The organism is Algiphilus aromaticivorans DG1253 (assembly GCF_000733765.1).
Classification (GTDB): Bacteria; Pseudomonadota; Gammaproteobacteria; order Nevskiales; family Nevskiaceae; genus Algiphilus; species Algiphilus aromaticivorans.
In genome coordinates, this window is the sequence record NZ_JPOG01000001.1 from 2,628,916 (window position 1) to 2,655,542 (window position 26,627).

Here is a 26,627-nt window from a genome sequence, read left to right on the forward strand (position 1 = left end):
CCCGTCACTGCCGCTCGCAGAGCTTGATATGCCGATCGTGGACGGCGTTGCGGCGCAACAGGGCCAAATAAGTGCCCGGCCGTCGCTTGCCGAAGAAGGCGGACTCACTTCATCGCCGCACGCGGCATGGAAGCTCGCTACTCGGCGAGTGAAACCACAAGGCGTCGCGCACGATGAATAACGCGCCGACAAAGGCCCGAGCGCGTGCGCGGGATCACTTACATGGAATCCATCGTCAAACCTCTGAGTTGGGAAGAATGGCCGGACTCCATTCGCGAGATCTTTCAGGCTCTCCGATCGGACGCCGGAAGCGAAATGATCCTCGATAAGAACCTGTTCATCGAAACGATCCTCCCAGGCGCCATTCTCCGGGACCTCACCACGGAGGAAATGGCGGAGTATCGCCGCCCCTTCGCAGACGCGGGCGAAGCACGCAGACCGACACTGACATGGCCGAATGAACTTCCGATCGCAGGCGAGCCCGCCGATGTCATCGAGGACATTGAGGCATACGGTGCATGGTTATCGGCGAGCGAGGTCCCGAAACTCTTCATCAATGCAGAGCCAGGGGCGATTCTGGTGGACGGCGCGCGCGAGTTCTGCCGCAGCTGGCCCAACCAGACGGAAGTAACGGTCAGCGGCCACCATTTCGTCCAGGAAGACTCGCCCGACGAGATAGGACACGCCATCGCCAACTGGCTACGTGACATCGAATAGCCGCCATCACGACGACGAGCATTCCGCCCCCGCACGGTGCCTAAGCCCGCGCGCCCCTCCTTGCAGGCATAGCAGCAATGGCAAGGAGGGTGCGCGGCACTGAGGACGACCGCCCGCGGGAAGCTGCTCCAGGCGACAGTACGACCATCCATCGTGCCGGCCTTGGGGAACGCGGCAATCCTGGCATGAAGAACCCGCGTCTTGCCGAGCAGCAGGCGCCTGCGCTCTGACGCCGGCGGGCTTGGCATGGCGGCGGCCAGCGCCGCCCCAGAGCCGTTGGCCCTCGAAAGCGAGAGGAACTATTCGCTGCTCGCCTTCTCGATGTCCGCCACCAGATCGTGACTGCGCTTGATCACGTACTCGTGCACTAGACGAATCTGATCATTATCCCCGCCCAGGATGTGGCCAAATGACGGCATGCCTTGGTGGGCACGCGCGCCGTGCACAATCGCCGCGAAGTGCTCGTGAGTCTCCGCGTCCAGGTAGCGCAGATCCGGCACCACCCCGCTGCTCTCCACATTGACACCGTGACAGGTGGCGCAGACCCCGTTGTAGAGATATTTCCCGGTAGCCAGCGACTCGGCGCCAATGTCGGCGTCGCGCTCCGGCGGCTCCGGTACCGGCCGCGGCTCGTTGCGCGGCGGCGGCAACTTGCCCTTGCCATCAAGCTTGTAGGTCAGAACCCGGGATTCGGGCTGCACGTCGATTCTGGAGGCCAGTGGACCGGTCAAGAGCGTAAAAGCGCCGCCCCAGCCAACCATGAAGGTCACGTACTGCTCGCCGTCGATCTCATAGGTCATGGGTCCGGCCAGCACACCGCTGTTGGCGCGCGACTTCCACAGCAGCTCGCCACTATCAGCGGCGTACGCCCGCACTTCCCCCTGAGCGTTGCCCTGGAATACCAGATTGCCGGCGGTGGTCAGCGTACCGCCGTTCCACAGGTGCGGGTGCTCGACCTTCCAAGCCGCCTCTTGCTTCACCGGATCCCAGGCCAAAAGCGCGCCGTGGAATTGCTCGGCCAGTGCGTCGATCTCGTCCGGGTCCTCCGGCAACTCGAGCGGCTCCAAGCCAATGTTCCACAGGTTCAAAGCGACGATCGGATCCGCCTCGGAATCCGCGTACAGAAAGCTGGCGTACTGCGCCGGGATATAAACCAGCCCCGTATCCGGGTTGTATGACATCGGCTGCCAATTGTGGCCGCCAAAAGGACTGGGAGTGACCAGCTTCGGCTTTTCGCTGTAGTCCCCGGCTTCGCTAAAGATCGGCCGTCCGGTATCCATGTCGATACCCTCCGCCCAGTTCACCGGCACGTAGTTCTCGGCCGATAGCAGCTCGCCCGTCTCGCGGTCGATCACATAGAAAAAACCATTCTTGGGGGCCTGCATCAGCACCTTGCGACGCTCTCCGTCCAGGCTCAGCTCTGCCTGGACAAGGTGCTGGGTAGCGGTGTAATCCCACTTGTCGCCCGGCGTCGTCTGGTAATGCCAAATGTATTCTCCAGTGTCGGGATCCAGCGCCACAATCGACGACAGGAAAAGATTGTCGCCCTTGCCCTCGCTGCGATCGGCGATGTTCCAGGGCGAACCATTACCGACACCGATATAGAGCTGATCCAACTCCGGGTCATAGGCGATCGAGTCCCAGACCGTGCCGCCCCCGCCCTGCTTGTAGTAGGTCTCTCCGTGCCAGGTCTCCCGGGCCATCTCGAGGATATCGTTCTCCACAGGTTTGGAAGGATCGCCCGGCACCGTGAAGAAGCGCCAATCCAGATCGCCCGTATCGGCGTCGTAGGCGCTGACATAGCCACGAACCCCCAGCTCGGCACCGCCGTTGCCGATAAGTACCTTGCCCTTGACCACCCGCGGGGCGCCCGTAATGGTATAGTTGGGATAGCCGTTGTCTACGATCGTATTGGTCTCCCAAACCACCTCGCCGCTGGCCGCGTCGAGTGCAATCAGCCGGCCATCGAAGGCCCCGACGTAGACCTTGCCCTGCCACACCGCGACGCCGCGGTTAACGACACCGCAGCAGGCCTTGCCGCCGGTCGCTCGCGGCACCTGTGGGTCGTACTTCCAGATCAACTCGCCGGAGACCGGATCCAGGGCGTAGACGATGCTGTAAGGCCCAGTGGTATACATCACGCCGTCGACCACAATCGGCGTGGCTTCCACCCCGCGATCCACGTCCAGCTTGAAGCTCCAGGCCAGCCCGAGCCTATCGACGTTGTCGTCGTTAATGGCGTCCAGCGGCGAATAGCGCTGCTCGGAATAGGTGCGACCGTGACTCATCCAGGCGCCCGACTCGCCGTCGGCGGCTCGCAGGCGTTTTCCATCGACCGCAGCAACTTCTGTGCCCTTGGCGGCTTCGTCATCGGTGTGCGGCGCATCCGACTGTGAGCAGGCGGGCAGCATCAACACGGACAGACCGACTAGGAGCAGGCTCCTAAGACTATCCATCACGCCAAGGGATACTGCGCCAGAGCGCTCGCGGAAGCCCGAACCGTGTATCCGCGTGGCCTTTGGGATCACCACCATGAGTCTCTCCTCTAGTTTTTGTCTTCGTGCGGACTCTCGTCAGCCAGGCCGACCGATCCCACAGCTCGCTAGCCCCGCCCTCCAACTCAAGATCGATCTTCTATCGAACAGAGCGGTCCGAGCATGCTCATCATCGAGGCTTGAGACCGAAGCCCATTGGGCTGGAGGCCCTCATCGACGCAAGACCTGGCTACGTTGGCGATGAAGCCGCTCAAGCCGGGCGACGGGATTGATCCACGACGAGTTTCTGGTTCCGCTTGCCTCATTCCGAGTCGGTGCGTAGACGAGTCAGTGCAAAAATACAGCCTGACCTTTTGTGAGCCTGGCCCTGGTTCCTTACAAAATCACAAACAAGATAATCGACCGTCAGGCGGAGAGCTTATCCCCACTAAAGCAACGAGACTGCTCACTAACCACATTCATGCAGTGACAACCTTGAGCTTTCAGTACGGCCATAGACGGCGGACAGCGCCGAAGCCTTGGGTAGGCTTATTGCACTCCGCGGGATGGGGCAGCGCCCCCTACTAAAGGAGGGTTTTGGCTGCGCCAACGCATGACCTCAGCTCGCATCAGGCGACACATTTCGTCGCCGGCGCAATGCTTAGAGAAGCTTGGAGCACTCGACCAATGTCGCGCGCAAGGATGGCCCCACAGCGCCCCTCAGGTTGAGGGCGCTATCAGTGCAGCCCGCCGCTGGGGGGCACCGGGTCAGTGGCGCTGGCGTTCACGGCGGCGAAGAGCGTCTGTATCTGCGCCGGGTCGTAGTGGTAGCCCTGACCACAGAAATCGCAGTGCACCGTAACCGAGCCCTGCTCCGCCAGGATGTCGCGCACTTCGTCTTCGCCCAGCGACAGCAGCACGCGCGAAACCTTGGCGTGACTGCAGGAGCAGGCAATGGCCACCTGTCGCGGTGCGTGCAGCTGCAGATCCTCGGCGTGAAAGAGGCGCTTCAGGATGACGGCGGGCGATTGCGCGATCAGCTCTTCGCCGCCCAAGGTGTCGACCAGCGCCTCGACATGCGCCCAGCCGGCATCGGCCTCGGCGCCCACTCCTGGAAGACGCTGCAGCATGAGCCCGGCGACACGCTCACCGTCGGTGGCCAGCACGAAGCGCGTCGGCAGCTGTTCGCTCTGCGCGAAGTAGGCCTCCAGCGCCTGCTCGCAGCTGGCGCTGCCCAGCGGCACCATCGCCTGATAGCTCTGCCCGGATTTCGGCTCCAGCGTCACGCCGAAGACGCCGTCCCGCGTCAGCTGCGCGAAGTCGCCGGCACCGCCCGTGTCGCTGCGCACCCGGGCCATGCCGCGCGTGCGCAGATCGTCCTCGGTCTGTACCAGCAGCAGCGCCAGCTCGGCACTGTTCTGGATCTGCAGCCCCATGCGGCCCCTGAACTTGAGATTGGCCGCCATCAGCGGCCCGGCGGCGAGCAGCTCGCCGAGCAGGCGCTGGACGTCAGGCGGATGCCCGTCGCGGGCCACCATCGCCGGCACGCCCTCGCCGGCGCGCAGAATGGCGCCGCGCACGCCGTACTCGGGCAGATGAAAGCCGGTGAGCTGCTCGTCGGGGGCGTGCTCGGTCTGTAGATCCCGGACGGTGCTCATTCCGACGACGGCGGGCCGAGTCGCTCCTTGAGCAGCCGGTTGACCGCATCCGGATTCGCCTTGCCACCGGTGGCCTTCATGACCTGACCGACAAAGAAACCGAGCACCCGCTCCTTGCCGCCCTTGTACTGCTCGAGCTGCTTGGGATTGTCGGCAACGACCTGCTCGATGATCTCGCCGATCGCGCTGTCGTCCGTGATCTGGCGCAGGCCCTTGGCCTCGATGACGGTGTCGGCGTCGCCTTCGCCGTTCATCATGGCCTCGAAAACCTCCTTGGCGATCTTGCCGGAGATGGTCTCGTCGACCATGCGCTGGACCAGACCGGCCATCTGCCCGGCCGACACCGGCGATTCGGTGATCCCCAGTCCGGCCTTGTTGAGGGCTCCGAGCAGATCGGTGATGACCCAGTTCGCGCAGAGCTTGGCCTCACCGCCGGCGGCAGCAACCATGGCCTCGTAGAAATCGGCCAGCGGCCGCTCGCCGGTGAGCACGGTGGCGTCGTAACGCGACAGGCCGTACTGCTGCTCGAAGCGGTTGCGCTTGTCGATGGGCAGCTCGGGCAGCGAGGCGCGGACCTCCTCGATATAGGCCGGCTCGCAGCGGATGGGCAGCAGGTCGGGGTCCGGGAAGTAGCGGTAGTCGTGCGCGTCCTCCTTGGAGCGCATGGCGCGGGTCGTGCCGCTGGAGGGATCGAAGAGGCGCGTCTCCTGGTCGATGCTGCCGCCGGCTTCGAGCACGTCGATCTGGCGATGGATCTCGTGCTCGATGGCCTTCTCGACATAGCGGAAGGAGTTGACGTTCTTGGTCTCCGTGCGCGTGCCGAACTCGGCCTGGCCGACCGGCCGCACCGAGACGTTGGCGTCGCAGCGGAAGGAGCCTTCCTGCATGTTGCCGTCGCAGATGCCCAGATAGACGACGATCTGGTGCAGCTTCTTCAGGTAGGCGACGGCCTCGGCCGGCGTACGCAGCTCCGGCTCGGAGACGATCTCGATGAGCGGCGTGCCGGCGCGATTAAGGTCAATGCCCGAGGCGCCGACAAAGCCCTCGTGCATGGACTTGCCGGCGTCCTCCTCCATGTGCGCGCGGGTGATGCCGATGCGCTTTTCTTCCTCGCCGACGACGATGTCCAGATGCCCCTTGCCGACGATGGGCAGTTCGTACTGCGAGATCTGGTAGCCCTTGGGCAGGTCCGGGTAGAAGTAGTGCTTACGCGCGAAGACCGACACCGGCGCGATGTCGGCCTCGACGGCCAGACCGAACATGACGGCCATGCGCAGCGCGTCGCGGTTGAGCACGGGCAGCACGCCCGGCATGCCGAGGTCGATGGCCGAGGCCTGCGCATTCGGCGGCGCGCCATAGGCGGTGGGTGCGCCGGAGAAGATCTTCGACTGCGTCGAGAGCTGGCAGTGGACCTCCAGGCCGATGACGGCCTCCCAGCCCTCGGGAATACGAACATCACTCATAAATAAAGTGGCCTCAGTGCGTAGCGAGCGGGTGCCTGAGAGCGGCCGCCGGAGCGCAGGGCGCGCAGTGTATAAGGCAATACATGAGCAGTCCGAGCACCGCCGGACGCGCTCAGGCGCACGCGCAGTAGCTCTGTGGCCACTTTCATGCGAAGGCCTCGGGGAAGCGCGTATGCCAATCGGTGACCTGCTGGTAGGCGTGGGCCGCGGCCAGCAACCGCCCCTCGTCGAAGTGGCGACCGATGAGCTGCGCGCCCGCCGGCAGGCCGTCCTTGAACCCGCAGGGCATGGACAGCGCCGGCAAGCCGGCCAGATTGGCGGCGATGGTATAGACGTCGTTGAGATACATCGTCACCGGGTCGTCCGCCTTCTCGCCGAGCGCGAAGGCCGTGCCCTGGGTGGTCGGCCCCAGGATCAGGTCGACGTCGGAGAAGGCGCGCTCGAAGTCCTCGGCGATCAGGTGGCGCACCTTCTGCGCCTGCAGGTAGTAGGCGTCGTAGTAGCCGTGCGACAGCACATAGGTGCCGATGAGGATGCGGCGCTGGACCTCCTTGCCGAAGCCCTCGCCGCGCGAGCGCTTGTAGAGGTCCTCCAGATTCTCGGGGTCGGCGCAGCGATAGCCGTAGCGCACGCCGTCGTAACGCGACAGATTGGAGGAGGCTTCGGCCGGCGCTACCACGTAGTAGGTGGGCACCGACAGCGGCGAATTGGGCAGCTGGATCTCGACCAGCGTGGCGCCCAGCTTCTCGTACTCGCGCGCGGCCGCCATGACCGCTTCGCGCACGGCGTCGTCCAGTCCCTCGGCGAAGTACTCGGCGGGCAGGCCGATACGCAGCCCGGCCATGGGCTCGTCGAGCGCCGCGCTATAGTCCTCGACCTCGCGCTCGGCGCAGGTGGAGTCGCGCGGATCGAAGCCGGCCATGCCCTGCAGCACCAGCGCGGCGTCGGCGGCGCTATGCGCCACCACCCCGGCCTGATCCAGCGAAGAGGCGAAGGCCACCATGCCGTAGCGCGAGACGCGCCCGTAGGTCGGCTTGATGCCCGTTAGGCCGGTCAATGCCGCGGGCTGGCGGATGGAGCCGCCGGTGTCGGTGGCCGTGGCCGCAGGCGCCAGCCCGGCCGCCACTGCCGCGACACTGCCACCCGAAGAGCCGCCGGGAACGCGCTCGGTATCCCAGGGATTCCTGGTGGGGCCGTAGAAGCTGGTTTCGGTCGAAGAGCCCATGGCGAACTCGTCCATGTTCACCTTGCCAAGCGTGACCATGCCGGCCGCGTCGAGCAGCTCGACGATGTGCGCATCGTAGGGGGCGACGAAGTTGTCCAACATCTTCGAGCCGCAGGAAGTGCGCACACCCTGAGTACAGAAGAGGTCCTTGTGCGCCAGCGGAATGCCGGTCAGCGGCCCCGCCTCACCCTTGGCAATGCGGGCGTCGGCGGCGTCGGCCTGGGCCAGCGCGCGCTCGGGCGTGACGGTGACATAGCTGTTGAGCCCGCCATCGTGCGCGTCGATGCGCGACAGGAAGTGCTCGGTCAGCTCGCGGCTGGAGAATTCGCGGGCGCGCAGGCTCTCGGCGAGCGCGGCGAGGGATCGGCTGTGCATGGTGGCCTTCTGCTTATTCGATGACGCGCGGCACGCGGTAGAGGCCGTCGACGGCCTCGGGGGCCAGGGCCTGGAAACGGTCGCGCTGGTCTTCCTCGGTCACGATGTCATCGCGACCGCGCTGGGGCATGGCCAGCGGGTGCGCCATGGGGGTGACGTCGGACGTATCGGCCGCGCGCAGCGCGTCGACCATGCCGAGGATGGCGTCGAGCTCGCCGCCAAGGCTATCCAGCCGCGGCTGCTCGATGTGGAGCCGCGCCAGATGCGCCACGTGGCGGAGCTGTTCGTTGCTGAGTGGCATGCTGCCTCGCGATGAGCTATGGCCCGCGCGCCGACCGCCGCGGGTGCGGCGCCGATTCACGGGCGGAAGCGGGAAAATCCATTATGATGCGTGCATTATCTTAGCTCTTGTGCAGGCAGACCGCCGCCAAGTCAACGGCCCGAGGCCGTTGCCATCCGGCGCTGTCGGCGACCATCCCCGTTAGATTCCTTCCCCCGTCCTGAACTGATGCTCGAAGCGTTTCGCCGGCTCTTTATCAACGACCTGTCCATCGACCTGGGCACGGCCAATACCCTCGTTTATGCCCGCGATGAAGGCATCGTGCTCAACGAGCCCTCGGTGGTGGCCATTCGCACCGAAGCCGGCGGCCGCAAGCGCGTCGAAGCCGTCGGCACCGACGCCAAGGAGATGCTCGGTCGCACGCCCGGCAATATCTCGACGGTGCGCCCGCTGCGCGATGGCGTCATCGCCGACTTCACCGTCACGGAGAAGATGCTGCAGCACTTCATCCGCAAGGTGCAGAAGGGCCGCATGCTGCGCCCGATGACGCGCGTCGTGGTCTGCGTGCCGCACGGCTCTACGCAGGTCGAGCGCCGCGCCATCCGCGAATCGGTGGAGAACGCCGGCGCGCGCAAGGTCTTCGTCATCGAGGAGCCGGTAGCCGCCGCGCTGGGCGCGGGCATCCCCATCGGGGAAGCACGCGGCTCGATGGTGCTGGATATCGGCGGCGGCACCTCCGAGGTCGGCATCATCAGCCTCAACGGCATCGTCTTCGCCGAGAGCGTGCGCATCGGTGGCGACAAGTTCGACGAAGCGATCATGAATTACGTCCGGCGGCAATACAACATGCACGTCGCCGAGCCCACCGCCGAGCGCATCAAGATCAAGATCGGCACTGCCTTCCCGGGCCACGAGGTGCAGGAGATCGAGATCGTCGGCCGCCACGCCGCCGCCGGCGTGCCGCGCACCTTCACGATGAACTCCAACGAGGTTCTCGACGCGCTGCAGGAGCCGCTCACCGGTATCGTCGCCGCGGTCAAGAAGGCGCTGGAGAAGACCCCGCCCGAGCTGGGCGCCGACATCGCCGAGCGCGGCATCGTGCTGACCGGCGGCGGCGCGCTGCTGCGCGACCTGGACAAGCTGCTCTCCGAGGAGACCGGCCTGCCGGTCATCGTCGCCGACGACCCGCTCACCTGCGTCGCACGCGGCGGCGGCCTGCTGCTGGACATGCTGGACCGGCAGGGCGAATTCCTGTCGCCGGAATAGCCACGGCGGAGGCGCGGCCCCGGCCGCGCGTCCGGCTTTGATGATTCCGCGCTTCGCCTTATGCTCGAAGCCCGCCAGCCCGTGATGATGCCAAGGTCTTGAATACGCTCTCGCGCCCGCGACGCCCGCTCTTCCAGCGCAGCGGCACGGGCAGCCGGCGCGCGCTGGTGCTGGCGCTGCTCTGCCTGGCGCTGATCGCGGTCGACCTGCAGACCGAGCGCCTCGCGCCGCTGCGCAGCGCCGCCATGGTCGCCGCCAGCCCGCTGGTCTGGCTGGCCGAACAGCCCGCCGAGTTGCGCCGCTTCGTTAACTTCATCTCGCTGCGCGCCGAGGAGCTGGAAGCCTACGAACAGCTGCAGCGCACGCATCTGAGGTTGATGTCACGCGTGCAGCGCGTAGAGGCGCTGGAGGCCGAGAACCGCCGGCTGCGCGCGCTGTTGTCCTCAACCGATGTGCTGGAAGCACGCGCCTTGGTCGCCGAAGTGCTTGCCGCCAGCCAGGACCCCTACCAGCAGCGCCTGATCCTCAATCGCGGCAGCGAGCACGGCGTCTATCGCGGCCAGGCCGTCATCGACGCCTCGGGCGTGCTCGGGCAAGTCGTGCGCGTGCATGCGCGCTCGGCGAGTGCGCTGCTGGTCACCGATCCGGACCACGGCATCCCGGTGGAGGTCAACCGCACCGGCCTGCAGACCATCGCCGTCGGCCGCGGCGACGGCCAGTCGCTGTCGCTGCCCTACCTGCCGGGCAACGCAGACATCCGCGTTGATGACCTGCTGGTGTCATCCTCGCTGGGCGGACGCTTCCCCTCTGGTTACCCGGTAGCGCGCGTACGCGAGGTGCGATACGAACCTGGACAGAGCTTCATGGAGGCCATAGCCCTGCCCGAGGCACGCGTCAACCGCAGCCGCCAGGTGCTGCTGCTTTGGAGCGAGGAGGGCCTGGGCGAGGATGGCACGCGCATAGAGACCATCCCCGAAGATGCCTTCGAAGTCATGCCACCCACTCCGTCCGAACCGGCTAAGGCGCCGGAAAACGAAGCGGAGGAAACGCCATGACCACGCTACGCGACGGCCTGCTCCTGATTACCTTGACGGCGCTGGCGCTGCTGCTGACGCTGCTGCCGCTACCCGAGCCGATCATGCCGCTGCGGCCGGCCTGGCCACTGCTGGTGCTGTCAGCCTGGGCCATGCAGCGCGATCCGATGGCGGTGCTGCCGCTGGCGCTGGCCGCCGGGCTGATGCTGGACGCCGTGCGCGGCGTCACGCTGGGCCTGCACGGCGCCGCGCTGCTGCTGCCACTGGCCGCGACCATGCAATGGCGCGCCGCGTTGCGCACCATGCCGCTGTGGCAAGCATCGATCGCAGCCGGAGTGCTTTTCCTGCTGCACGCGCTGCTGCTAAGCCTGCTCGACGCGCTCACGGGCGAGCACAGCCTACGCAGCGCGCACTGGTGGGCCATTCCCGTCTCCCTGCTGCTGTGGCCGCTGGCCGTGCTGCTGCTACGCCCAGCGCCCGTGGCCAAGTCGCCGGGCTGAGCGCCGGTGGGAAATTTCGACCGCATTAGGGATCTCTACGCGGAGCGGCGCAGCTTCTTTGCGCGCGTCTTCCTGGCCGGCGGGATCTGCCTACTGCTGATGTTGCTGCTGATCTGGCGCAGCTTCGACCTGCAGGTGCTACAGCACGAGCAGCTGTCCACGCGCTCCAACGACAACCGCATGCGGCTGGTCACTGTACCCCCCGTCCGCGGGCTGATCTTCGATCGCAATGGCGTCGTACTCGCCCAGAACAGCCCGGCTTACGTGCTGGAGCTGGTGCCGGAGCAGGTTGACGACATCGACACCACGCTGGCCGAGCTGGGCGAGATCATCGACATCAGCGACGCCGACATCGACCGCTTCCGCGAGCGACTGGTGCGCACTCCGCGCTACCGCGGCGTGCCGGTGCGCACGCGGTTGTCCTTCGAGGAGGTCGCACACTTCCAGGTCAACCGGCACGACTTTCCCGGTGTGGACGTACGCGCCGGCCTGACGCGCGAGTATCCCCTGGGTGAGGCTATGGCCCATCTGGTGGGCTATGTGGGCGGCATCACCGAGCGCGATCTGCGGGTGTTTCCAAACGCCGATTATCGCGGCACCACGCATATCGGTAAAACAGGGGTGGAACGGCAGTATGAGGAGCGACTGCACGGCACCACCGGCGCCAAGATGGTGGAGACCAACGCCACCGGCAGGCCGCTACGCGATCTGGAGCACCGGCCCGGCAAGCCCGGCGCCAACCTCCACCTGACAGTCGACGCCAATCTGCAGCTCGAGGCCCACGCGGCGCTGGAAGGCCACGAGGGCGCAATCGTGGCGATGGACCCGCGCAACGGCGAGATCCTGGCACTGGTTTCCAAGCCGGGCTTCGATCCCCGGCACTTCGTCGATGGCATCTCGCACAAGCGCTACCGCGCCCTCAACGACGACCCACGCCGGCCGCTGTTCAACCGGGCGCTGACCGGCACCTACCCCCCAGGCTCCACCATCAAGCCGATGATGGCGATGATCGCGCTGGAGGAGGGCGTCGTCAGCCCGGAGCAGCGCGTCTACTGCCCCGGCCACTTCGAGCTGCCCAACGTCAGCCGTCGCTTCCGCGACTGGAAACGGCGCGGGCACGGCTGGGTCGATCTCGAGCGGGCGATCTCGGAGTCCTGCGACGTCTACTACTATCAGGCTGCTCACGAGCTGGGCATCGAGCGCATCGAGGGCATGCTCAGCTGGTTCGGCCTGGGCAAACCCACCGGCATCGACCTACCCAGCGAGCGAGCCGGTATCGCCCCATCGCGCGAATGGAAACGGAAGGCGCGCGGCGAGATCTGGTTCCCCGGCGAAACCCTGAATATCGGTATCGGCCAGGGTTACATGACGATGACGCCGTTGCAGATCACCTATATGACCGCCCGCATCGCCACGCGCGGCGGCGGCGCACGCCCGCACGTGCTGCGCGCAGTGGAGCGCGTCGCCGAGGGCCACATCGTCGCCGAGCCACAGGAAGCGCTACCGCAGATCCCCATCTCGCACGCCGAGCACTGGGACCACGTCCACGAAGGCATGGTCACGACTATGCACGCCCCGCAGGGCACGGCCTACCGCAGCGGTCGTGATGCCCCTTACCGCATCGCGGGAAAAACCGGCACGTCTCAGGTAGCCGGCCTGTCGCAGGAAGATGACCAGGCCCCGGAAATCGAGGATGTACCCAAGCGCCTGCGTGATCACGCCCTGTTCACGGCCTACGCACCGGCCGAGGACCCCCGCATCGTGGTGAGCGTACTGGTGGAGCACGGCGGAAGCGGCGGCGCCGTGGCCGCGCCCATAGCGCGACGGGTGCTGGATGCCTGGCTGGTCGAGCGTACACCGCCCGTCATCACGGAGATCACACCGTGAATCCACTGCAGTCGGACGCCGGCCGCGACGCCGGCAACATCCCCGGCTTTTTCGCCCGCCATCACATCGACGGTCCGCTACTTGGCCTGATCCTGGTGCTGATGGTGGTCAGCCTTGCCACTCTGTACAGCGCCACCGGCCAAGACGCCGGCGCGATCTGGAGCCAGAGCAAGCGGCTGGCAGTAGGCTTGGTGATTCTCGTCATCTGCGCGCGTATACCGCCAGACGGCTACCGCGCCGTGGCACCGGCCTTCTATGTACTCACACTGCTGCTGTTGGGGCTGGTGCTACTGCTGGGCGACAGCTCCAAGGGGGCTCAGCGCTGGCTCGACCTGGGCATCCTCCGCTTCCAGCCCTCGGAGCTGATGAAGCTGGCCATGCCCATGGCGGTGGCGGCCTATCTACACGCCACCGGCACGGCGCCGGGCACCCGCCGGCTTGGCGTGGTGGGCATCATCATTGCTCTGCCCGTCGCCGCCATCATGATCCAGCCCGACCTCGGTACCTCGGTCATTGTCGCCATGACCGGAATGATTGCGCTGTACCTGGGCGGGCTGCGCTGGCGCTGGATCGCCGGCTTTGCCGGCACCATCGCCGCGGCCCTGCCCGTGCTCTGGCTCAACATGCACGACTACCAGCGCTCGCGCGTGCTCACCTTTTTGAACCCGGAGCGCGACCCGCTCGGAACCGGCTACCACATCACCCAGTCGAAGATAGCGATCGGCTCGGGCGGCGTCTTCGGCAAGGGCTTCGGCAACGGCACGCAGGCCAGCCTGGATTTCCTGCCCGAATCACACACGGACTTCATCTTCGCCGCCTTCGCCGAGGAGGCCGGCCTGACCGGGGCAATGCTGCTGCTACTACTCTATATGGCGCTAACCGGACGCTGCCTCATCATCTCGCTCCGCGGCCAGGAAACCTTCCAGCGCTTGCTGGGCGGCACGCTGGGCATCATCTTCTTCGTCTATGTCTTCATTAATGTGGGCATGGTCTGCGGTCTGTTGCCGGTGGTAGGTGTGCCGCTGCCGCTGATGAGCTTCGGCGGCACCTCAACGGTCAGCCTGCTAGCCGGCTTCGGCATACTCATGTCCATTCAGACCCACCGCAAGCTGGTCCCGAGCTGAGGTGCCCCGACGCGATGCATGTGATCCGACGATTTGCCTGCGGACTCCTCTTGATGGCCCCCTTCGCCGCCCCAGCGGACTATTCCGAGCACCCGCGCGCGGCTCTGCTGCTCGATCGTCTGGAATCCGAGCACGGCTTTGACGCAGCTGACCTGCAAGCGGCGCGCGAGGCGCTGACGGCAGCCGAAAAGCTGCCGGAGTTGATCGAGCAAGAGCAAACCGCTCCGGAGCACACGCTGACCTGGACGGCCTACCGCAAGCTGCATGTCACCGAGGCCATGATCCAGCGCGGTGTGGCCTTCTTCGAGGAGCACGAGGCGACGCTGCGTCGTGCCGAGGACGACTACGGCGTGGCGCCGGAGGTCATCGTCGCCATCCTCGGCGTCGAGACTCGCTACGGCGGCTTTACCGGTCGCACACGCGTGCTCGACGCGCTGGCCACGCAGGCCTTCGACCACCCCAGCCGCGGTGATTTCTTCCTCTCCGAGCTGGCCGCCTTCCTGGCGCTGACGCGCGAAACCGCCCTGAAGCCGACGGAGCCGGAGGGCTCCTACGCCGGCGCCATGGGCTGGGCGCAATTCATGCCCAGCAACTACCGGCGGCTGGCGGTGGATTACGACGACGACGGCAGTATCGACCTGTGGACCCCGGCCGACGCCATCGGCTCCATCGCGCGCTACCTGATCGACTACGACCCGCGCTCGGCCTGGCGCGCCAGCGAGCCCATGGCACTGACGCCGCGGCGCTTTCAGGTCCGCGCCGACGCCATCGCCTTCAACACACTGCGCCCGAACAGCAGCGTCGCTGAGCTCGCCACCATCGGTGCCGAGCCGACGCGCGCAATGCCGGCCGACATGCCGGCCGGCCTGCTGGAGCTGCAGCGCGACGAAGGCCGCGAGTTCCTTGTCGCCCTGCCCAACTTCTACGCCGTCATGCGCTACAACCCGCGCGTCTTCTACGCCATGGCCGTCGGCGACCTCGCCGAGGCGATATCGCAGGCGCGTGGCGAGCCGGCCGGACGCTTCATGCCATGAAGACACGCACCCGACTCAGTCTGACGGGACTGGCGCTACTGATCGGCGGCTGCGCTACCACTCCCGAGACCGCCGAGGATCGCTTCGGCACGCCCGCACCCCGGCATGAACAGGACCGTGCGCCGTCGGAGCACGAGATCCCGGCCAACGTCGCCCTGACGCCGAATCCCGAGGTGCGCGACGAGCCGAAGAGCCGCTACGGCAACCCCTCCAGCTACGAGGTCTTTGACCAACGCTACTTCGTGCTGGACAAGGCCGAAGGCTACCGCGAGCGTGGCGGCGCCTCCTGGTACGGCAAGAAGTTCCACGGCCGCCGCACCTCCAGTGGCGAACCGTACGACATGTACGAAATGACGGCGGCACATCGCACGCTGCCGCTGCCCAGCTATGTTCGCGTCACGCATCTGGGCAACGGGCGCTCGGCGATCGTGCGCGTCAACGACCGCGGCCCCTTCCACGAGGACCGCATCATCGATCTTTCTTACGCCGCCGCCGCGCGCCTGGGCATAACCGAAGCGGGCCACGCGCCGGTGGAAGTCGAAGCGCTCGCACCGCCCGGCGAGCCATCGACCAACGACGGTGGCTATCTGCGCGTGTGGCAACCCACCACCGATCCCGTAGAGGCCGTCCAGCGTCGCGAGCAGTTGCTCGGGCTGGGCGTGGACAACGCTGCCATCCACCTGATCGAAGGTGCCGACGGCCGCGCGCGCCATGAGGTGCGCATCGGGCCATTGGAAGACGCCGAGCAGGCTGCCGAACTGGCGCGTTGGCTGCGCGCACGCGACGTCCCGGCGCAGCACATGCGCGCGGCGCGCTGAGATCCCTGCCGAAACCGCTATCATGAGGGATTCATTCGTAATGCCGAGCCTGATGCCCCGCCTTCGCCTGCTTGTCGCCCTCCTCGCCGTCCTTCCCGCCGTCGCCGCCGCGCGCTCGGTGCCGGAGGCGCCACCTCTGCAGGCTGAGGCCTATGTGCTGATGGATGCGGCCACCGGGCAGATCATCGCCGAGCACGCTCCCGACGAACGGCGCAGCCCGGCCTCCATTACCAAGGTCATGACCAGCTACGTCGCCTTCGAGGAAATCGCCGCCGACCGCGCCTCGATGGACAACCGCGTACTGATCTCGGAGAAGGCGTGGCGACAAGGCATCGACTCGACGCAGTCGCGCATGTTCATCGAGGTCGGCACGCTGGTGAAGCTGGAAGACCTGCTGCGCGGCATCATCGTGCAGAGCGGCAACGACGCCAGCGTGGCAGTGGCCGAGCACCTCGCCGGCAGCCAGGCCGGCTTCGCCAGCATGATGAACGCCGCCGCCGAGCGCCTGGGCATGGAGAACAGCCAGTTCCAGAACGCCTCCGGCATGCCGGAGGAAGGGCACTACTCCACCGCTGGCGACATCGCCAAGCTCGTTCGGGCGCACATTCGCGATTTCCCGGAGGGCTACGCGATTTACTCCGAAAAGGAGTTCACCTACAACGACATCCGCCAGTTCAACCGCAATCGCCTGCTGTGGCGGGACGATTCGGTCGACGGCGTCAAGACCGGCTACACCAGCGAGAGTGGTTACTGTCTGGCCTCCAGCGCGGTGCGCGACGGCCGCCGCCTGATCTCGGTCGTACTGGGCACACCCAGCCCGGATCAGCGCACGCAGGATTCGCTGGCCCTGCTCAACTACGGTTTCCGCTTCTTCGACACCGTCACACTCTTCGCTGCGGGCGAAAGCGTGCAGACGCGCGCCGTCTACGGCGGTGAGCAGTCGGAGCTGGCGGTGGGTCTCGGCGAAGCGCTGCAGGTCACCGTGCCGCGCGACGCCACCGACCGCCTGTCACTGGACGCCGAGATCCGCTCACCACTGCAGGCGCCCATCGCCGCTGGCGAGCGCCTGGGCACCCTGACCGTGCGGCTGGATGACGAAACGCTGCGCGTCGAGCCTTTGGTCGCTACCGAAGCCGTGCCGCAGGGCGGCATCTTCAAGCGGCTCGTCGACGCCGTCAGGCTGCGCCTTGGCGTCTGATCCGGACAAGCCGAAGGTCAGCGGGCCGCAGGTCGACGATGAAGCGGTCTACAAGCTGCCCTGCCGCGTTCCCTTCAAGGTCTTCCTGCGACCGGACGCCAATGCCGAGCAGGCGCTGATCAGCGCCTGCCGGGAGACCGCCGGCGTCCATATCGACGCCGAACGCCAGCCCTCGCGCAAGGGCAACTTCATGTGCCTGCGCCTTACGCTGCACGCCAGCGAGCACGACCAGATCCGGCGCGTGCGCGCAGCGATCGCTGCCGATACCTCGGTGATCATGGCGCTGTGAGCCGGTCGCCCGCCCCCATCGTCCGGCGTCTCGGCTTCGTCGACTACGCCGCCGCCTTCACGGCGATGCACCGCTTCACCGACGCGCGCGACATCGACACCGCCGACGAGATCTGGCTGCTGCAGCATCCGCCGGTCTTCACGCAGGGGCAGGCCGGCCGACCGGAGCATGTCCTCGATCTCGGCGACATTCCGTTGGTACAGAGCGACCGCGGCGGCCAGGTGACCTACCACGGGCCGGGCCAGATCGTCGGCTATCTGATGGTCGACCTGCCGCGACTGGGTATCGGCATCCGTCGGCTGGTGGAGCGCATCGAGCAGGCCATCATCGACACGCTGGCCGCGCACGACATCGCGGACGGGTGCCTGCGCGACGGGGCGCCGGGCGTCTTCTGCGCCGACGGCGCCAAGATCGCCTCGCTGGGCCTGCGCGTGCGCCACGGCTGCAGCTTCCACGGGCTGGCACTGAATGTCGACATGGATCTGGCGCCCTTTTCGCGCATCAACCCCTGCGGCATGCAGAATCAGCGCATGACCGACATGCGCGGCCGCGGCGCGAGCGCTTCGCTGACCGAGGTCAGCGCCACGCTGGAGGCGCGCCTGCTGGCGGACGGCCTGGCGCCGCTGGCCGCTTCACAGGCGGTTCAGGCCGTGAGCGGAGACTGAGCTCCATGCCGGAATCCAACGCCAATCTCGTGGAAGTCCGCGGCCTGCGCTTTTCCCAGCCGGGCCGCCTGCTCTTCGACGGCATCGATCTGGATATCCCGCGCGGTCGCATCACCGCCATCATGGGACCCTCCGGCACCGGCAAGACGACGCTGCTGCGCATGATGGGGGGCCAGATCCGGCCGCAGGCGGGCAGCCTACGCCTTAATGGCGAGGAGATCGTGGGTGCGCCACGCCGCCGGCTCTACGCCATGCGCCGGCGCATGGGCATGCTCTTCCAGAACGGGGCGCTGCTCACCGATCTCACCGTCTTCGAGAATGTCGCCTTCCCGCTACGCAACCACACGAAGCTGCCGGAGACGCTGATTCGCGATCTGGTACTGCTCAAGCTGGAAGCCGTCGGCCTGCGCGGCGCCGCCGGGCTCTTCCCGGCGCAGCTCTCCGGCGGCATGGCCCGTCGCGTCGCGCTGGCTCGCGCCATTGCTCTGGACCCGGATCTGGTGCTCTACGACGAGCCCTTTACCGGCCAGGACCCGATCTCCATGGGCGTGCTGCTGCGGCTGATCCGCGGCCTCAACGACGCCCTGGGCACGACCTCGGTGATCGTCTCCCACGACGTCACCGAAACCCTGTCCATCGCCGACCACGCCTATGTGCTGTCGGAAGGCCGGCTGCGCGCTGCGGGCACCGCCGCCGCCCTGCGCGACAGCACCGACCCGCGCGTACGGCAGTTCCTCGACGGCGAGGCCGACGGCCCCGAGCCCTTCCACTACCCGGCGCCGCCGCTGGCAGCGCAACTGCTGGGGAGCGCGGCATGAAGGCGCTGATCGCCTGGCCGGCCGATCTGCTGGCGGGACAGGGTCGCGCAGTGCTCTTCGGCCTGCGCACACTGGCGGCGACGCCGGCGGCCTTCGCCCGGCCGCGCCAGCTGGCGCTGCAGCTCTACGCCAGCGGCATGCTGTCGCTGGCCATCATCGTCATCGCCGGTGCCTTCGTCGGAATGGTGCTGGCCCTGCAGGGCTACCGCCTGCTGGTGCAGTTCTCGGCCGAAAGCGCGCTGGGGGCCTCGGTGGCGCTGGTCATCATTCGCGAGCTGGCGCCGGTACTGACCGCCCTGCTGCTTGCCGGGCGCGCAGGATCGGCCGTCACCGCCGAGATCGGCCTGATGCGCGCCACCGACCAGCTCTCGGGCATGGAAATGATGGCCGTGGACCCGATGAAGCGGGTGATCGCGCCACGCTTCATCGCACTGACACTGGCCGCGCCGCTGCTCAACCCCATCTTCATCGTCATGGCCATCGGCGTGGCCGGCGGCCATCTCGTCGGCGTCGAGCTGCTGGGCGTGGACGCCGGCAGCTACTGGGGACAGATCCGCGCCGCCGTGGATATGGGCGATCTCGCGGACAGCAGCCTGAAGGCGCTGGTCTTCGGTGCCGTCATCGCCTGGATCGCCGTCTATCAGGGCTATCACGCCACCCCGACCGCCGAAGGCGTGGCACGGGCCACGACTTCCACGGTCGTGGTGGCGTCTCTGGCCGTGCTCGGCCTCGACTTCCTGCTGACCGCGGCGATGTACGCCGCCTGACCCCGGAGCACCTCATGCCCTCGCGCGCTGCAGAAATCATGGTCGGACTCTTCTTCGTCCTCGCCGTGGCCGCCGTCTTCCTGCTGACCTTCCGCGTCGCCGGGCCGGATGGCGCGGCCGTGGAGGACGGCTACAACGTCACCGCCGACTTCAACAATATCGGCGGTCTGAAGCGCGGTGCGCCCGTGACCCTTTCCGGCGTGCGCATCGGGCGCGTCGCCGACATCCGCATCGATCCGGTGACCTTCTCGGCCCGCGTGACGATGCGTATCTCGGCCCAATACGATGACCTGCCCGCCGACAGCGGTGCCAGCATCCTCACCAGCGGCCTGCTCGGCGAGCAGTACATCGGTATCGATCCGGGCGGCGCCGAGCAGGCGCTGGCGGAGGGAGACCGTCTGCCGCTGACGCAGGACGCCCTGGTGCTGGAAAAGCTCGTCGGCCGCTTTCTCGAATCCATGACCCAAAAGGACTGACCCCATGCTCCGAATCATGAAAACTCCGCTTTCCGCGCTCGCGATGCTCGTCGTCGCGGCACTACCCGCCTCCTGGGCACCTACTGCCGTCGCCCAGGAAGCTTCCGAAACCCGGCCGCCGGACGAGGTCATCAAGACCGCCGTCTCGCGTGTGCGCGACCTCATCAAGGAGAACGCCGACACCTATCGCGAGGACAGCGACGCCTTCTACGCGATGATCGACGAGGAGATCGTCCCCTACTTCGACATGCCCTATATCGCGCGCCTAGTGCTGGCCCGCCACGCCCGCAGCGCCGACAAGGAGCAGCGTCGCCGCTTCACAGAGGCGTTCAAGAACACGCTGATGCGCACCTACGCCGACGCCATGCTCGAGTACAACGAGGCGGTGGAGGCCGAGTTCCTGCCGCTGCGCATGGAGGAAGGCGCCGAGCAGGTGACCGTCGACACTCGGCTGGTGGTCGAGGACGGCGAGAACGTCCCCGTGGGCTTCGTCATGCACAAGGTCGACAGCGAGTGGCTGATCTACGACATCAACGTCGAGGGCATCAGCCTAGTGACCAACTTCCGGGCCCAGTTCAATCAGCGCATCCGCGAGAACGGGCTCGACGCGCTGATCGAACGCCTGGAAGGCGGCGAGATCAGCACCGAAACGCCCGGCGCCTGAGGTCATGGCCCAGCTGTCGGGAGCGCTCACCCACGAAGGCATCGCGGCGCGCTACGACGCCCTCGTGACGAGCGTGGAGCCGGCGGATGTCCTGGATCTGTCCGCAGTCGAGGCTATCGACAGCGCGGCAGTGGCACTATTGCTCGATATCCGCCGTCGCCACGGTCGGCCGTTGCAGTTAACAGGCGTTCCCGAACGCTTGCACCAGCTGATCGCCTGCTTTGGCGCCGAAGACCTGCTGACCGGAAAGCCGTCATGCTGAGACGCCAACTTGCCCATGGCGCCGTCGCGGCCCTCACCACAGGGCTGCTCGCCGCCTGCGCCCATACCCCAGCCTACGACCCCGCTGACCCGCTGGAGCCGCTCAACCGCGGCATCTACAGCTTCAATCGCACGGCGGACCGCTATGTGCTGAGGCCGGTCGCGCGCGGCTACAAGAATGTCACGCCGCAGCCGGTGCGCAGCGGCATCGGCAATTTCCTGTCGAATCTGAGCTATCCGGTCACCATTCTCAACGCAGCGCTACAGGGAAAGTTCGCGCAAGCCGGCCGCGACACCGGCCGCTTCCTGATCAACAGCACGGCGGGGCTCGTCGGCTTCATCGATGTGGCCACCCCCGTCGGCCTGCGGGAAAATGACGAAGACTTCGGGCAGACGCTGGGCCACTGGGGCGTCGGACCCGGCTGGTATCTGATGGTGCCCTTCCTGGGGCCGAGCACCAACCGCGACATCCTCGGCCGCGGCGCCGATTCCTTCTCCACCCCGGAGCGCCTGCTCAACAACGAGGTGCAGTACGTCATCACCGGCTTTCGGGTGATCGATCTACGCGCGCGGCTGCTGTCAGCCGACGGTTTTCTAGAGGGCCAGGTCGACGAATACGTCGCCCTGCGCACGGTTTACCTGGAGAGTCGCCTGAACCTGGTCTACGACGGCAACCCGCCCATCGACTACGGCGAAGAGCCGCTCGAAGAAGGCGAAGACAGCGACGCCGACGACGACTGGCGCGACGACTGGTAGCGCCCCACGCCGCAGCACGGCTGCTGCCAGCGGCCGCGCGCGCCGGTACACTGCGCAACCTCGCAAGCTGCCAGTAAGACCATGAGCCAGTACGTCTACACGATGAACCGGGTTGGCAAGACCATCCCGCCGCGCAAGGAAATCCTGCGCGACATCTCGCTGTCCTTCTTTCCGGGCGCCAAGATCGGCGTGCTCGGCTACAACGGCGCCGGCAAATCGACGCTGCTGCGCATCATGGCCGGCGTCGACAAGGAGTTTCACGGCGAGGCGCGCGCCCAGCCCGGCATCAAGGTCGGCTATCTGCCGCAGGAGCCGCAGCTCGACGCGAACAAGGACGTACGCGGCAACGTTATGGACGGCGTCGGCGAATTGGCCGAGTGGCTGAGTGAATTCGACGCGGTGACCAAGGAGTTCGAGAACCCCGAGGCCGACTTCGACGCCCTCATCGCGCGCCAGGGCGAGCTTCAGGAGAAGATCGACGCCGCCAACGGCTGGGAGCTCAACGTCATGCTCGACAAGGCTGCCGAGGCGCTGAACCTGCCACCCTGGGAGGCCAGCGTCGACCGGCTGTCCGGTGGCGAGCGCCGACGCGTGGCGCTGTGCCGCCTGCTGCTGTCCAAGCCCGACATGCTGCTGATCGACGAGCCCACCAACCATCTGGACGCCGAGTCGGTTGCCTGGCTGGAGAAGTTCCTGCACGACTTCGAGGGCACCGTCGTTGCCGTCACCCACGATCGCTACTTCCTCGACAACGTCGCCGGCTGGATCCTGGAGCTGGACCGCGGCCACGGCATCCCCTGGCAGGGCAACTACTCGAGCTGGCTGGAGCAGAAGGAAAAGCGCCTGGCCGGCGAGGAGAAGCAGGCCGACGCCCGGCGCAAGGCCATGGCGCAGGAGCTGGAGTGGGTGCGCTCCAACGCCAAGGGCCGGCAGAGCAAGTCCAAGGCCCGCCTCAAGGCCTTCGAGGAGATGCAGAGCCAGGAATACCAGAAGCGCGCCGAGACCAAGGAGATCTACATTCCGCCCGGCCCGCGGCTCGGCGACGTCGTCGTGCAGTTCGACGATGTGGCCAAGGGCTACGGCGACCACAAGCTCTACGAAGGGCTGTCCTTCGATGTGCCGAAAGGCGCCATCGTCGGCATCATCGGCGCCAACGGCCGCGGCAAGACCACCCTCTTCCGCATGATCACCGGCGAGGAGCAGCCTGATGCCGGCACCGTGCGCGTCGGCGAGACCGTGCAACTGGCCTATGTCAACCAGAGCCGCGACAGTCTCGCCGACGCCAAGACCGTCTTCGAGGAGATCTCCGGCGGCAACGACATCCTCAAGATCGGCAATTTCGAGATGCCCTCGCGCGCCTACATCGGCCGCTTCAACTTCAAGGGCGGCGACCAGCAGAAACGCATCGGCGACCTGTCGGGCGGCGAGCGCAATCGCGTGCATCTGGCCAAGCTGCTGCTGGCCGGCGGCAACGTGCTGCTGCTCGACGAGCCGACCAACGACCTCGACGTCGAGACCCTGCGCGCGCTGGAGGAGGCCCTACTCGACTTCCCCGGCTGCGCCATGGTGATCTCGCACGATCGCTGGTTCCTCGACCGCATTGCGACGCACATCCTTGCCTTCGAGGATTCCGGAGAGATCGTCTTCCGCGAAGGCAACTATCAGGACTACGAGGAGGACTTCCGCAAGCGCCATGGCGGCGAGCCGGGCGTCAACCGACGCGCCCAGCACAAGAAGCTGGCCTGAAGCGCAACGCACCTCGCGGCCGCGCGCCGCGCCGCGCCGCCTACCGGCGTGCGCTCAACCGGTTTCGCACTGCCTGGCGCCTACAGGGGCGCTGCTCTGCGACGCGCTGGGCGGAAAGATCGTCACGCAGTTCCGCCCATTCGCCTTCGAGGAATACAAGGCTTCATCGGCGGTGCGCATGTAGACCTCCGCGTCCCGGTCGACCGGCGGGACGCAGACGCCCACCGATATCGTGATCTGGCCGATCTCCTCGCCACCGTCGCGCCGCTTGACGCGACCACGCGCGACTTCCGCGCGCACGCGCTCGGCCAGCGCCCGCGCTTTCCCCCGGGAGGCGTCGGGCATCACGATCGCGAACTCCTCGCCGCCGTAACGCGCTGCAGTTTGACCCGGTACAAGCGCATCGCGCAGCACCTTGGCCACCGCAACGATGACGCGATCCCCAAGCAGGTGGCCGTAGGTATCGTTCACGCGCTTGAAGTGATCGATGTCTACAAGCAACAGGCAGCAACCGCTGTCTTCCCGGCCGGGGTCGGCGCGCAGCGCTTCGTTCAGCGCCGCGTCGAAGCCGCGGCGGTTGGCAATACCCGTCAGCGGGTCACGCAGCGATTCTTCGCGGGCCTGCTCAAGCGCCTCCTGAAGGCGGCCGATCTCCTGCACCGTCGATGCCAGCTGCTGCTGTATCGCACCGACATTGCCGCGCATGGTTGTCGTATCGCTTATTAGCGAAGTCAGCGTGCGCGACAGCTCGTCGGAATTCTGAGGCTGCTGCAGGCGTGCAACATGCTCCTGCAGAGACTCCTCGAAAGCCTCGGTCTGCGCGCGGGACTCCTGCGTGCTGCGTGCCACCGTATCCACCACGCCCGCCAGATCGCTGCGAACGCGCCGAATCTCTTCAATATCGTAATCGTTGATGTACTGATCGAAGAGGCTGCGCACCTGTTGCGACGTCAAAGGATCGTTGAGCACCAGCTGTGCGCGGACATCTTTTACCAGCGCCGGCATGCTCCCCGCCACGAAGGTGTACCAGAGCGCGTAGTTCAAGGGATTCATCGAGGAGCCGTGACGCGCCATCTGGGGCAGGGTCAGACGCAGCAGCTCCGCGCTGTAGGCCATCTCATCCTGCCTGCACATGTGCGCGCTCCCTCAGACAGGTGCCGCCAAAGACGCGGCGAGAGGCTCGGTATTCTGTATCCACGGCGCACATCCTGTGACAACTCTCCTGGCGCACAGCATCTGCCCATCGAAAAGACATACGAGCATCGCGGTCGACCAGTGGTAGCTTCTGGCTGCCCGGCGCTGCGAGGGCTCATTGCCTAGGAAACGCTCACCCCGTTGCCCAACCGTGCGGCCGCCAAGGCGTGAACGGACCTGGGCCTAGTCTCCGGCACGCAGGCTAGAATCTTCGAGTTGCACCAAGCCCCTTCAGGCGCTTTGAACCGGTGCCAACAAGCCAATCATCGCTTCGAGAGGATCGCCGGAGACTGGCACATCCGGCGCGGTGAGCCGGCCGCCCTCGCGCGGGACTCGGCATCAGCCGCGCCAGGCACCAGATCGCCCGGAATCAGGCGGTCGACGAGGCTGCGCAGGGTCGCGCGCTCGGTGTCAGCGAGAAAGCGCGCCAGCGGCGTCGGGCCCGGCGGGCCGCGCAGATCGCCGCTCGCGACGGCGCTGGATCCGCCACAGCCGGCGCGCGGCACCAGCCAGGCACTCATCACAACGCGACGCGACCGTCCCTACCGCGGTTTCGTCTTCTCCACCCCCGTCTCCCTAGCGCGAGCGACGCAATGCGGTGCGCTCGCGGATTCTCGATATCTGCGTGGAATCTGGCGCCGAACGCGTGACGCGCCCATCGTAGGAGTGACGAGATCCCACTTTCCCGAACGAGGATGCGGCGGCAGAATGCGTGCTCACCAACCAGCGAGGAAACCGTGACGCCCGAGCAACAGGATCCCTCGACGCTGGCCTACCGTTGGCGCGATGGCGGCCTTCAGACGATCGCGCACCCGCATACCCTCGCCCTTGAGGATCTGCATGGCATCGACCGCCAGAAGGCGGCCCTGCTGGCGAACACGCAGCAATTCGTGGCCGGCCATCCATCCAATCATGCGCTGCTCACCGGCGCACGGGGCACCGGCAAGTCCTCGCTGGTAAAGGCGATGCTGCACCGCTTTGCCGACGAGGGCCTGCGCCTGGTAGCCGTGCCACCCCACGATCTGGTGGCGCTGCCCGACATCGTCGCGCCGCTGCGCGACCGCGCCGAGCGCTTCCTGATCTACGTCGACGACTTCTCGGTAACACCGGGCGACCGCGCCCTGATGGAGTTGAAAACCGCTCTCGACGGCGGCATTGAAGAGCCGGCGGAGAACGTGCTGATCTACGCGACCTCGAACCGCCGACATCTCATGCCGGAGCATCAATCCGAGAACGAGGCCTACCGCATGGTCGACGAGGAGCTGCACCCCGGCGAGACGACCGAGGAGAAGATCTCGCTCTCCGAGCGCTTCGGGCTGTGGCTGTCCTTCCCGCCCTTCGAGCAGCAGCAGTATCTGCAGCTGGTGGATCACCACCTGCAGGCGCTGGGCAGCAAAATGGACGAAGCCGCACGCGAGGCAGCGCTGCGTTGGGCGCTACAGCGCGCATCCCGCTCCGGGCGCGTCGCCGCGCAATTCGCGCGCGACTGGGTGGGGCGCCGAGCTATAGAATCCCGCGAAAAATCCTAGAACCAGAGATTTCGCAAATTGACACAGATCTTTCTGGTGTCTGCTGGCGCTGACAAAGTCAGCGCCAGCAGAAGGAACCCCGGGAATCTGTGGAGCCCGTGGTGACTCGCTATCGGCCCTAGCGGCCGAGCAGCTCGTTGACCTTGTCGATGTACTTCTGCATGGCGTCATCCTTGCTCACGCCCTTGAGGCCGGCCCAGGCGTCGTACTTGGCGCGACCCACCATATCCAGCATGCCCGGGCGCTTGCCCGAAACGTCGCCGTCGGTGGCCTGCTTGAAATGGGCGTAGAGGGCGAGCAGATCGTCGTTGCTGGGGCGCTCGGTCAGAGTCTTGACGTCGGCCTGGGCCTGCTCGAATGCGGACTTCAGATCACTCATGCGATGCACTTCCCGGTGAGATTGTTTGAG

The 26,627-nt window shown here is 66.5% G+C and carries 27 protein-coding genes; 19 read left to right on the plus strand and 8 right to left on the minus strand.

Features of this window, described 5'->3' with window-relative positions; translation table 11 throughout:
* Window positions 1-222 precede the first annotated feature (222 nt).
* Window positions 223-717 carry a hypothetical protein gene (locus U743_RS12240; RefSeq protein ID WP_052368076.1) on the plus strand — a complete coding sequence of 165 codons (495 nt, stop codon included), beginning with the start codon at window positions 223-225 and terminating at the stop codon, window positions 715-717.
* 299 nt (window positions 718-1,016) lie between these two features.
* Here the strand turns inward: U743_RS12240 and U743_RS12245 are convergent, their stop codons facing one another.
* From U743_RS12245 to gatC, 5 genes are all read right to left on the minus strand, one after another.
* Window positions 1,017-3,128, minus strand: a complete 2,112-nt coding sequence (locus U743_RS12245; protein WP_198022152.1) for a PQQ-dependent dehydrogenase, methanol/ethanol family — start codon at window positions 3,126-3,128, stop codon at window positions 1,017-1,019.
* A gap of 800 nt (window positions 3,129-3,928) precedes the next feature.
* Window positions 3,929-4,849: an Hsp33 family molecular chaperone HslO gene (gene hslO / locus U743_RS12250; RefSeq protein ID WP_052368078.1), complete on the minus strand. Its 921-nt coding sequence runs from the start codon at window positions 4,847-4,849 to the stop codon at window positions 3,929-3,931.
* Window positions 4,846-6,312 (minus strand): Asp-tRNA(Asn)/Glu-tRNA(Gln) amidotransferase subunit GatB, encoded by a 1,467-nt coding sequence (gene gatB, locus U743_RS12255; RefSeq protein WP_043768648.1) that lies wholly within the window; start codon window positions 6,310-6,312, stop codon window positions 4,846-4,848. Before gatB ends, hslO begins: the two co-directional genes overlap by 4 nt.
* Before the next feature lie 145 nt (window positions 6,313-6,457).
* On the minus strand, window positions 6,458-7,912 hold the full coding sequence (gene gatA, locus U743_RS12260) for an Asp-tRNA(Asn)/Glu-tRNA(Gln) amidotransferase subunit GatA (protein WP_043768650.1): 1,455 nt from the start codon (window positions 7,910-7,912) through the stop codon (window positions 6,458-6,460).
* Window positions 7,913-7,925: 13 nt separating this feature from the next.
* Complete coding sequence (gene gatC / locus U743_RS12265; protein WP_043768652.1) at window positions 7,926-8,213, minus strand: Asp-tRNA(Asn)/Glu-tRNA(Gln) amidotransferase subunit GatC; 288 nt, start codon at window positions 8,211-8,213, stop codon at window positions 7,926-7,928.
* Window positions 8,214-8,420: 207 nt separating this feature from the next.
* Here gatC and U743_RS12270 point away from each other — a divergent pair, with 207 nt between their 5' ends.
* The 17 genes from U743_RS12270 (at window position 8,421) to ettA (ending at window position 23,495) form a co-directional block, all read left to right on the plus strand.
* Window positions 8,421-9,458 (plus strand): rod shape-determining protein, encoded by a 1,038-nt coding sequence (locus U743_RS12270; RefSeq protein WP_043768654.1) that lies wholly within the window; start codon window positions 8,421-8,423, stop codon window positions 9,456-9,458.
* A 98-nt stretch (window positions 9,459-9,556) separates the two neighbouring features.
* Complete coding sequence (gene mreC / locus U743_RS12275) at window positions 9,557-10,513, plus strand: rod shape-determining protein MreC (protein WP_052368080.1); 957 nt, start codon at window positions 9,557-9,559, stop codon at window positions 10,511-10,513.
* A complete protein-coding gene (mreD, locus tag U743_RS12280; protein ID WP_052368082.1) occupies window positions 10,510-10,992 on the plus strand; it encodes a rod shape-determining protein MreD in 483 nt (160 codons plus the stop codon). The genes mreC and mreD overlap by 4 nt, the downstream gene beginning before the upstream one ends.
* 6 nt (window positions 10,993-10,998) lie before the next feature.
* A complete protein-coding gene (gene mrdA / locus U743_RS12285) occupies window positions 10,999-12,879 on the plus strand; it encodes a penicillin-binding protein 2 (protein ID WP_043768656.1) in 1,881 nt (626 codons plus the stop codon).
* Window positions 12,876-14,003, plus strand: coding sequence for a rod shape-determining protein RodA (rodA, locus tag U743_RS12290; protein ID WP_084191518.1), 1,128 nt, complete (start codon window positions 12,876-12,878; stop codon window positions 14,001-14,003). The genes mrdA and rodA overlap by 4 nt, the downstream gene beginning before the upstream one ends.
* A 53-nt stretch (window positions 14,004-14,056) precedes the next feature.
* Window positions 14,057-15,037: a lytic murein transglycosylase B gene (gene mltB / locus U743_RS12295; protein ID WP_232226776.1), complete on the plus strand. Its 981-nt coding sequence runs from the start codon at window positions 14,057-14,059 to the stop codon at window positions 15,035-15,037.
* A complete protein-coding gene (locus tag U743_RS12300) occupies window positions 15,034-15,855 on the plus strand; it encodes a septal ring lytic transglycosylase RlpA family protein (RefSeq protein ID WP_052368084.1) in 822 nt (273 codons plus the stop codon). The genes mltB and U743_RS12300 overlap by 4 nt, the downstream gene beginning before the upstream one ends.
* 52 nt (window positions 15,856-15,907) lie before the next feature.
* Entirely contained in the window at window positions 15,908-17,053 is a 1,146-nt protein-coding gene (locus U743_RS12305) for a D-alanyl-D-alanine carboxypeptidase family protein (protein WP_084191790.1), read from the plus strand.
* Window positions 17,043-17,342 (plus strand): DUF493 family protein, encoded by a 300-nt coding sequence (locus tag U743_RS12310; protein WP_043768662.1) that lies wholly within the window; start codon window positions 17,043-17,045, stop codon window positions 17,340-17,342. Before U743_RS12305 ends, U743_RS12310 begins: the two co-directional genes overlap by 11 nt.
* Before the next feature lie 65 nt (window positions 17,343-17,407).
* A complete protein-coding gene (gene lipB, locus U743_RS12315; protein WP_408607402.1) occupies window positions 17,408-18,007 on the plus strand; it encodes a lipoyl(octanoyl) transferase LipB in 600 nt (199 codons plus the stop codon).
* 5 nt (window positions 18,008-18,012) lie between these two features.
* The gene (locus tag U743_RS12320) at window positions 18,013-18,825 is read left to right on the plus strand and encodes an ABC transporter ATP-binding protein (protein ID WP_043768663.1); all 813 of its coding nucleotides are present in this window, start codon (window positions 18,013-18,015) and stop codon (window positions 18,823-18,825) included.
* Window positions 18,822-19,592 (plus strand): lipid asymmetry maintenance ABC transporter permease subunit MlaE, encoded by a 771-nt coding sequence (gene mlaE, locus U743_RS12325; RefSeq protein ID WP_043768665.1) that lies wholly within the window; start codon window positions 18,822-18,824, stop codon window positions 19,590-19,592. The genes U743_RS12320 and mlaE overlap by 4 nt, the downstream gene beginning before the upstream one ends.
* 14 nt (window positions 19,593-19,606) lie before the next feature.
* A complete protein-coding gene (mlaD, locus tag U743_RS12330) occupies window positions 19,607-20,068 on the plus strand; it encodes an outer membrane lipid asymmetry maintenance protein MlaD (protein WP_043768667.1) in 462 nt (153 codons plus the stop codon).
* A 4-nt stretch (window positions 20,069-20,072) separates the two neighbouring features.
* On the plus strand, window positions 20,073-20,732 hold the full coding sequence (locus U743_RS12335) for an MlaC/ttg2D family ABC transporter substrate-binding protein (RefSeq protein ID WP_084191520.1): 660 nt from the start codon (window positions 20,073-20,075) through the stop codon (window positions 20,730-20,732).
* A gap of 4 nt (window positions 20,733-20,736) precedes the next feature.
* Entirely contained in the window at window positions 20,737-20,994 is a 258-nt protein-coding gene (locus tag U743_RS12340) for an STAS domain-containing protein (RefSeq protein WP_043768669.1), read from the plus strand.
* The gene (locus tag U743_RS12345) at window positions 20,988-21,749 is read left to right on the plus strand and encodes an MlaA family lipoprotein (protein WP_043768670.1); all 762 of its coding nucleotides are present in this window, start codon (window positions 20,988-20,990) and stop codon (window positions 21,747-21,749) included. The genes U743_RS12340 and U743_RS12345 overlap by 7 nt, the downstream gene beginning before the upstream one ends.
* Before the next feature lie 81 nt (window positions 21,750-21,830).
* Window positions 21,831-23,495 (plus strand): energy-dependent translational throttle protein EttA, encoded by a 1,665-nt coding sequence (gene ettA, locus U743_RS12350; RefSeq protein WP_043768672.1) that lies wholly within the window; start codon window positions 21,831-21,833, stop codon window positions 23,493-23,495.
* Window positions 23,496-23,549: 54 nt separating this feature from the next.
* On the opposite strand, the gene U743_RS12355 is transcribed toward ettA, so the two are convergent.
* Entirely contained in the window at window positions 23,550-24,629 is a 1,080-nt protein-coding gene (locus U743_RS12355; protein WP_043768673.1) for a GGDEF domain-containing protein, read from the minus strand.
* 323 nt (window positions 24,630-24,952) lie between these two features.
* Window positions 24,953-25,210, minus strand: a complete 258-nt coding sequence (locus U743_RS12360) for a hypothetical protein (protein ID WP_043768675.1) — start codon at window positions 25,208-25,210, stop codon at window positions 24,953-24,955.
* 174 nt (window positions 25,211-25,384) lie between these two features.
* Between U743_RS12360 and U743_RS12365 the strand changes: the two genes are divergently transcribed.
* On the plus strand, window positions 25,385-26,218 hold the full coding sequence (locus U743_RS12365; RefSeq protein ID WP_084191521.1) for an ATP-binding protein: 834 nt from the start codon (window positions 25,385-25,387) through the stop codon (window positions 26,216-26,218).
* Window positions 26,219-26,336: 118 nt separating this feature from the next.
* Here the strand turns inward: U743_RS12365 and U743_RS12370 are convergent, their stop codons facing one another.
* A complete protein-coding gene (locus U743_RS12370) occupies window positions 26,337-26,597 on the minus strand; it encodes an acyl-CoA-binding protein (RefSeq protein ID WP_043768677.1) in 261 nt (86 codons plus the stop codon).
* Window positions 26,598-26,627 lie beyond the last annotated feature (30 nt).

Coding starts and splice junctions, on each gene's coding strand:
- U743_RS12365 (WP_084191521.1), top strand. CDS start 25,385: ATGCGGCGGCAGAATGCGTGCTCACCAACCAGCGAGGAAACCGTGACG.
- lipB (WP_408607402.1), top strand. CDS start 17,408: ATGCACCGCTTCACCGACGCGCGCGACATCGACACCGCCGACGAGATC.
- U743_RS12340 (WP_043768669.1), top strand. CDS start 20,737: ATGGCCCAGCTGTCGGGAGCGCTCACCCACGAAGGCATCGCGGCGCGC.
- gatA (WP_043768650.1), bottom strand. CDS start 7,912: ATGCACAGCCGATCCCTCGCCGCGCTCGCCGAGAGCCTGCGCGCCCGC.
- mlaE (WP_043768665.1), top strand. CDS start 18,822: ATGAAGGCGCTGATCGCCTGGCCGGCCGATCTGCTGGCGGGACAGGGT.
- mltB (WP_232226776.1), top strand. CDS start 14,057: ATGGCCCCCTTCGCCGCCCCAGCGGACTATTCCGAGCACCCGCGCGCG.
- mreD (WP_052368082.1), top strand. CDS start 10,510: ATGACCACGCTACGCGACGGCCTGCTCCTGATTACCTTGACGGCGCTG.
- U743_RS12360 (WP_043768675.1), bottom strand. CDS start 25,210: ATGAGTGCCTGGCTGGTGCCGCGCGCCGGCTGTGGCGGATCCAGCGCC.
- U743_RS12245 (WP_198022152.1), bottom strand. CDS start 3,128: ATGCTGCCCGCCTGCTCACAGTCGGATGCGCCGCACACCGATGACGAA.
- U743_RS12240 (WP_052368076.1), top strand. CDS start 223: ATGGAATCCATCGTCAAACCTCTGAGTTGGGAAGAATGGCCGGACTCC.
- U743_RS12355 (WP_043768673.1), bottom strand. CDS start 24,629: ATGTGCAGGCAGGATGAGATGGCCTACAGCGCGGAGCTGCTGCGTCTG.
- U743_RS12320 (WP_043768663.1), top strand. CDS start 18,013: ATGCCGGAATCCAACGCCAATCTCGTGGAAGTCCGCGGCCTGCGCTTT.
- U743_RS12370 (WP_043768677.1), bottom strand. CDS start 26,597: ATGAGTGATCTGAAGTCCGCATTCGAGCAGGCCCAGGCCGACGTCAAG.
- ettA (WP_043768672.1), top strand. CDS start 21,831: ATGAGCCAGTACGTCTACACGATGAACCGGGTTGGCAAGACCATCCCG.
- U743_RS12345 (WP_043768670.1), top strand. CDS start 20,988: ATGCTGAGACGCCAACTTGCCCATGGCGCCGTCGCGGCCCTCACCACA.
- gatB (WP_043768648.1), bottom strand. CDS start 6,312: ATGAGTGATGTTCGTATTCCCGAGGGCTGGGAGGCCGTCATCGGCCTG.
- mlaD (WP_043768667.1), top strand. CDS start 19,607: ATGCCCTCGCGCGCTGCAGAAATCATGGTCGGACTCTTCTTCGTCCTC.
- gatC (WP_043768652.1), bottom strand. CDS start 8,213: ATGCCACTCAGCAACGAACAGCTCCGCCACGTGGCGCATCTGGCGCGG.
- U743_RS12305 (WP_084191790.1), top strand. CDS start 15,908: ATGCCCCGCCTTCGCCTGCTTGTCGCCCTCCTCGCCGTCCTTCCCGCC.
- U743_RS12300 (WP_052368084.1), top strand. CDS start 15,034: ATGAAGACACGCACCCGACTCAGTCTGACGGGACTGGCGCTACTGATC.
- U743_RS12335 (WP_084191520.1), top strand. CDS start 20,073: ATGCTCCGAATCATGAAAACTCCGCTTTCCGCGCTCGCGATGCTCGTC.
- U743_RS12270 (WP_043768654.1), top strand. CDS start 8,421: ATGCTCGAAGCGTTTCGCCGGCTCTTTATCAACGACCTGTCCATCGAC.
- hslO (WP_052368078.1), bottom strand. CDS start 4,849: ATGAGCACCGTCCGGGATCTACAGACCGAGCACGCCCCCGACGAGCAG.